Source organism: Streptomyces sp. NPDC050759, from assembly GCF_044456945.1.
In the GTDB taxonomy this organism is placed as follows: domain Bacteria; phylum Actinomycetota; class Actinomycetes; order Streptomycetales; family Streptomycetaceae; genus Streptomyces.
Genome location: NZ_JBITGI010000001.1, coordinates 717,982 through 724,482, shown reverse-complemented (window position 1 = coordinate 724,482; position 6,501 = coordinate 717,982). Strand labels below are relative to the sequence as shown.

Annotated in this window: 5 protein-coding genes; all 5 read right to left on the bottom strand. The window is 59.4% G+C overall.

Going from position 1 to position 6,501, the window contains the following annotated elements:
* Positions 1–1,759: right-handed parallel beta-helix repeat-containing protein (locus ACIBJB_RS03225; RefSeq protein ID WP_398925945.1), on the bottom strand; the 1,759-nt coding region annotated here is incomplete at its 3' end.
* Between the two features lie 7 nt (positions 1,760–1,766).
* Positions 1,767–3,203, bottom strand: coding sequence for a hypothetical protein (locus tag ACIBJB_RS03220; protein ID WP_398925943.1), 1,437 nt, complete (start codon positions 3,201–3,203; stop codon positions 1,767–1,769).
* Between the two features lies 1 nt (position 3,204).
* A complete protein-coding gene (locus ACIBJB_RS03215; RefSeq protein WP_398925941.1) occupies positions 3,205–4,428 on the bottom strand; it encodes a protein phosphatase 2C domain-containing protein in 1,224 nt (407 codons plus the stop codon).
* Between the two features lie 5 nt (positions 4,429–4,433).
* A complete protein-coding gene (locus tag ACIBJB_RS03210; RefSeq protein ID WP_398925939.1) occupies positions 4,434–5,165 on the bottom strand; it encodes a VWA domain-containing protein in 732 nt (243 codons plus the stop codon).
* Positions 5,166–5,652: 487 nt separating this feature from the next.
* Positions 5,653–6,087: a hypothetical protein gene (locus ACIBJB_RS03205; protein WP_398925937.1), complete on the bottom strand. Its 435-nt coding sequence runs from the start codon at positions 6,085–6,087 to the stop codon at positions 5,653–5,655.
* Positions 6,088–6,501: the final 414 nt, after the last annotated feature.

The window sequence follows — 6,501 nt, the reverse complement described above, 5'->3', positions numbered from 1 at the left end:
CGTACACGCCGCTTCCTTTACCGTCGTGGATGTGGCAGTTTCGGACGGTCGGGTCGCCGCCGGACAGGATGGCGATGCCGCTGTGGGCGTTGTTATGGATGTCGGATCCGGTGATTGTGCCCCATCCTTGCTTCCAGACGTACACCCCGCTTCCTTTACCGTCGTGGATGTGGCAGTTCCGGACGGTCGGGTCACCTTCCGATTCGATGGCGATGCCGCTGTGGGCGTTGTTGTGGATGTCGGATCCGGTGATTGTGCCCCTGCCTTGCTTCCAGACGTACACGCCGCTTCCTTTACCGTCGTGGATGTGGCAGTTCCGGACGGTCGGGTCACCTCCTGAAGAGATCGAGAGGCCAGCATCCGCATTGCCAAAGATGTCGCTATCCTCAATAATTCCTCGCCCGTGCTTGACTACCCATATGCCCGCTTTCTGGCCGTCATGTATTCGGCAGCGTCGTACGGACGCTACCCCGCTCCCACTTATGGCGATGCCGACTTCGGCGTTGCTATAGATGTCGCAATCCTCGATGATCCCTCGCGCCTTCCCGTAGACCCATATGCCGCCGTCTTTCCCGTGATGTAGGCTGCAATTGCGAATAGTGAAGTTAGCGCCCTCTTTAATGGACACGGCATCTTTACCGTTCTCGTGAAATTCGCAGTCATCGATCACACACTGAGCATGGTCGTAAGCCATGACGCCGATGTGATATACGCTCCTGATTTGGCAGGCGCGTATGGCTGCTGAAGATCGTGGTCCGTGAACGGCGATGCCAGCGTTGTATGACTTGATAAAGCAATCTTCGATATTCAGAGATCCGGATTCGATCTCAACACCATCCGCAGAAAACGACGTCAGTGAGACGCCCTTGACGTGAGCGTGGTCGGTTTTCATTGAGATGCAGGGATTGTCTTCACCGCTCAAGATGTCGACCCCGCCGGGGGATCCATCGCTGATGAGCTCGATGGGCTTGTCAAGAACCAGGGCTTCTGGGTAGATACCCGGCTGGATGAGAATGCGAGTATTCGGTGGCGCAGCTTTGATTGCTTCGGTGATGCTGCGGTAGTCAGCTGGACTGGCGCCACGGCCGACGGTCAAGAAGCTAGGGGGGGTGCTTCCATGTCCCAGTGCTGCCCAGGCGGTATCCATAGATTCCACATCGGTGGAATCTATGGCCCAACGGCCCGTTATGTCTATCAAAAGGCGGTTATCTGTGCTCTCGAGGGCGATAGTTCCCCATAGGACACCGCCTGGAGGCATCGGGGCAACATGAATGTGCAAAACGGTTTCGTCAGGGCCGAACGTGGCGGGCTCAACGGTGATGGCATCGGAATTTGGGCTGGCAGTGCCCGGTCCTCCTCGTACTACTAGCTCGACTGAGCCATCTGTGCCGGCGGGGAGCTCTCCCATCGTGATGCTGTTGGAGCTGACCTGGATGGGATGGGTCCCTTGGGGCCTGATGGCGGCGGTGGTGACTGCCGTGCGCGCTGCGACCTCAGGAACGCCGCGCATGATCAGAGTCTGCACAGCATCGTCGCGACCGGAGGGCGATCCATCTTGTTGGGCTGCTACCAGGATTGCCGTCCAGCGCCGCAATTCCGGTTCGGCCCACTTCAGCTCTGGCCCTTCGATTCCCGCTGCCCGGCACAGCACACTCAGCGTATTCTTCCTATTATGTGTGCCGCGCCCAATCTTTTCAGCAATAGCGGGTAGGAGGGGCAGGAGCCGCTCGATATCTAGCAACGGCCCGTTGGTCGGCATGACGGGCTCATCCCCCCGGATCGTCCACGACCGCCGCTCGTTGATCTGGGCCAAACCGGATCAGCGAGTGGATGTTGAGTGGGATGGACTGCCCGGATGCCGCCGTGAGACGCTGCGAGCCTTGGAGCGCGCTGGCGTGGGACCTGCTCACGGCGTTAGGGATGCAGGTCCAGGTGGTGTCACTGTCATTGATGATGCGGTAGCCCCCTCGGCGGGAGTCCCATTCGACGTGGCCAACTGGTTTAGTCGATGCCCGGCTTCTCGGGGGAAGTCGATGGGGTTCAGTCATGTCTGGGAAGAGATTGGAACCGTTTCCGAGGACTAGCTTGCGTCGGGCTGGGGTAAAATTCCCAATTCTGCGCTCTTCGAGCAAGTTAATTACTGCCGGTAGAGGATGCTGGCACCTTTGTCCGCAGAATGGGCAGGCACGTCGTGGAGAGGGGGCAAGCCAGTGGGGATAGGGGAAGAGCTGACCGCAATGGGTGCAGTTCAATAGTTGGTCAATACTCTTAGCGAGGGCATTGCGCCACTCCTTGGCGGCTGGCCGGCTCGGCGGGTCGTGAAGACCGGTTTCAAGGAGCGCCCGATCCGTCAGTTGTTGCAGCTCAGGCGTAAGCATGCGGTAGCTGAGCACCCCTCGTTTGTACAGGGGCTGGCCAAGACCGGCTGGTCTGTGGTTGGGATTCTGTGGATGTTCGCTGAAAAGTGCCTGCGAGCCCCAGCCGAGCTTATCGCTTTCTTGTGGGTCGCCAGAGTACTCAATCAAAGGCTCGAGTGGATTGCGGAATAGAAGGGTATGCAAGCTGAGGACTGCCAGGCTGTGCCGGTCGGTTTTCTCCGACGGGTCGGCTCCATGTGTGAGGATCTCTGGTGCCATGAAGCCCTTGAGGCCCGCCATTCTCGCCTTAGAAAAGCCCGGTGTGACGATCGCGTCAGCTTCCATCATCACCGCGTCGCCCTCGTCAATGTCTACGAGGAAATTCTTGTAGTGGATGTCGCTGTGTGCATATCCCATGGCATGCAAGACGACGATTGAATTCGCAATGTTCCTAGCAGCAAGGAGGTAGGACCCCCAGGTGCGGCCCCTTTTGAATTGCGCTGCGGCCTGTTCCGGGGCGTGAATCAGATTTATCGCCTCTTGATAACGCGATGGGACTCTGCGCATGGCAAAACCTTGGCGAGGTTCGCCGTCGAAGCGGTCGAGCAGGGCCAACGGGGGGAGAATAAATCTCTCTTGTTCGTCCGTCAGTACCTTGAGACGGTCCATGATGCGGCGCAGATGTTGTTCGAGTGCCGGGCGCTGTTCGTGGAAGACCTTCAGCGCATGCCGCCCATCGGTGGTGAAGTACACTGTCCCCTCGCCCCCGACAATGGCCTTGTTCTCCAGAGTGAGGGTGTCTTCAAGACCGGGATGAGGGGCGTGCAGGGAGGCCGTATGAGTCACCTCAGCCTTCCTCCTCTGCCGTCTGGTATTGCTCCCCGGGGGTTTGCACCGACTGCTGGTTCGGGCTGTGGGGTGTGGCGGCTGCCGCGGGAGATGGTGGCACCAGCCTGAGGGAGTCGTCTGGCGTGGGCCGGTTGACAGTGAGCACCGTGACGAGGGTCCGGTCATCGAAGCTGCCTGGTTGCTCGTAGCTCGCAAGCCAGTGGAGCAACCTCAGAGAGGCGAAGGTGGGGCTGGTCTCGCGCATCCTTGTATCGATGTCGTGACACCACTGCTCGAAGAGTCCTTCGGGTGGCGGATGGGAGTAATCCTCCGAAACGCCGTCCGTCATGAGCATGAGGCTCGAGGTTCCTGCTGCTTCCTCTTCAGTGAGGACCGCAGTTGTGAAGTGGTTCTGCCAGTCCCTTTGGGTGAATACCCACGTGGACCCCACGCCGTCGGGAGCAGGTGCGCACTCCATTGCGCGCGGGCCGGCCTCGGTATGCAATAGGGTGATTAGGCCGTCACCTACTTGCCCCCAAGCCCCATGTCCAGTCTCGGTGTTCACTAGTAGGCCTAGCAGGGTGCACGACACCGCGTGCAGGTCGAGATTCCTCTCGGAAACAAACCGCTCGAGGCGGGATCGTGTTCCCGTGAAGGCGCGGGCCAAATGAGCTTTGGCGTCAACGGTATCGCCCTCAGCCGCAGCGGGCCCTGAGTGACGAGGCACGAGTGGGGAAAGATGACGATTCCACGTCAGGGTCCCAGCGTGCTGCGCACTCCCATGGAGTTGAGCAATCGTGGAGTCTTCGAGTAGTCGTCCGGTCAGGGGAGACAGCGTGTCTCGCCAGCCATGTGCGACCTCTTTGGAGCCGGCTGAAGCAAAGTCTGGCACGGGGTTGTTGGCGAAGGAAGATGGTTGGATGACGAGGTCATGGAGTAGTTCTTCGCACAAAGCCTGTACGCAGAAGGTGGACCCATATCGCGAGAGTGGCCTCGAACCGACGCCATCCGAGACCGCTACCGCCAGCCATGGGCCTGCCGAGCGAGCGGCGAAGGCGTCGTCACGGGGCACCATTTCGCGCAAATGGAGGTGTCCTACTGCGCTAGCGCCAATGACAAGGTTTCCTCCGGTCTGCCCGTAGCCAGCGCACCAATCTGGGTGAACCTCGGCGGGGTTGTTCAGTGCGTGGTCACCGATGGCCAAACCTGCATCGAACCTCGGCGGTTCTTGGGGGGTGTCCATGGCGATCAGAAACTGAGCTGCTTGACCTTCGGGGGCGCCGGCGGCAGGTCGACATGACGGGTATCGTCGCCCGGACTACTTAGCACGCTCGCGACGCGGCCTACGGTCGAACTCATCCATTTGAAGAAGGGCGAGAAGTAGCTGTCGTCCTTTTCATCGAGCACGTAGGTGTCACCGACGCTGATCTCCCGGAGAGTATCTCGGTCGATGTCCCGCCCGCAACCGACGGTGATGACATTAACAAGCTTCTTGCTTTCACGGTCGAGGAGTTGTTGGCGTGGGGCTTCCCACTCGTCATTGGGGGCACCGTCAGTGAGGACGAAGACGAGGGGTTTCCAATCGCCTTTGGGCTTCCCTGGGATCGACGGTATTACATCTTTGTCGATGGACTTGTTCAGCTCGCGGAAGGCCGCGCCCAGCGGTGTGAGGCCGTCTGCTCTTAGGTTCGGCGGAGTGAAGTGTTTGATGGGCACCAGACCCGCTGTGATGAGACTAGCGCCGTCTTGGTCGCCCTCAAGTACTCGGCCGAAAGTGATCACACCAACATGGACAGTGTCACGGGCAAACTCGTCTTCATTGACTTCGTGGACGAAGGCTTCGACGCCTCGCTGCACCGCCTCGATGGGCTCACCTCCCATACTTCCCGAGCAATCCAGGAGTAGGTAGATGGGCAAGCGGCGAATACCCTGAGGACTCGCCACGTCCATTTGAATGCCGACACCATTGTTGGAAGTCATCGTGCCTCCTGTAACTCCGGCCAGGAGAGCCGTGTCGCGTTCGGCATCCCGCCACTGGAGTCCGGTCCAGTTGGAGCGAATCGCCCTCAGGACTCGGAAGCCCGTCTTTAATGCTTGCGTTTGAGCGTATGTTTGTCTGAGAAACCAGCGCAGTTTCGCCACTTGTGCCTCGTTGGAGAGCTCACTTACAGCAACGGGGGCCGTCAACAGTAGCCAGCGAAAGCTCTCAAGCCCGGTGGATCAGATCAAGATCCATTTTTCACCGCGTCGCGGAGACCTATGACGTTGTCCATTTCGACTGAACCACTAAGGGGCTCGATTCGCAACCGGAACGGGTTAGCGCCCCGCTGAAGCGTTTGTATCACCTTAGCCAGAGTGGGTTCCCCTGGTCCCGTTCTGCCAGGAGCTTCGCCTCCTTCTGTACCTGGTGCGCTCTAACTCTTCGCTAGAACAGTCAAGTTGGAACAGTCGGCAACATAGCCGTTGCTTAGCGATCAAGCCGTGCCATGTTGATGAAGGCGATACACATGAGTGTGATCGGTATGCAAACTATGGCAAGGGCTACACTCACAAAAACTCCCGGCCAGGCTGCCAGCCGATCATCAGGGGGCAACCCCGTCCACACCTTGCCCAGTCTGGTCTTCTTCCAGGCCACCATCGCCGCAGCAGTGAGAAGGCTCCCAACGGCAGCGCCAGCCGCAGAACCTGACGTAGCACTAGCGACGACGGCGATGATGCCGATCACAGTCGCCAGGATGAGCGATCCCGCCATGAAGGTGTGCCGACGCTCCGTAACGAACGTTGTGCTGCCATCGGAATGCTGAGCGACAGGCATCCAGCCGACGTGCCAGTCGCACCGGGCGCAGATTCCAGTCTTGTACATCTCTGCGCCGCAATTCTTGCAGGCCATCATAGTGTTCATGCGTGCCCCCTGGGTGAGGAGCGAGCATGTTGACTTTCATCTGCACATCTGTGCAGTCCGTCAGGGTGCCGCCCTCTGGAGAGATGAACGTCCGTAACATCAGGTTGCGGCGGGCGCGAGCCTGACGCATCTGCAGAACACAACTGGCAGTATGTCTCTAGATGCGCGCGGAAGTGTGAAGGCGCTGGAAGCAGGCATGCAGGCCCCTTGGGGTGGAGCGCATGACTGAATCGCCAGTGCGAGGGCATGTCGACACTCAGCCAAGGCGTCCATGACGCAGATACTTGGCTGCGAGGCAATGCCGGGCGTGCGAATGCGATAGTCGAAGAGGAATAACAACCGCCAGCATTCGTCTGGCGAGATGTTGGGTAGTGGCCTGATGCCCGCGAAGCCCCTGCCTGAAAGGTCACCGCC

Coding starts and splice junctions, on each gene's coding strand:
- ACIBJB_RS03205 (WP_398925937.1), bottom strand. CDS start 6,087: ATGAACACTATGATGGCCTGCAAGAATTGCGGCGCAGAGATGTACAAG.
- ACIBJB_RS03215 (WP_398925941.1), bottom strand. CDS start 4,428: ATGGACACCCCCCAAGAACCGCCGAGGTTCGATGCAGGTTTGGCCATC.
- ACIBJB_RS03210 (WP_398925939.1), bottom strand. CDS start 5,165: ATGACTTCCAACAATGGTGTCGGCATTCAAATGGACGTGGCGAGTCCT.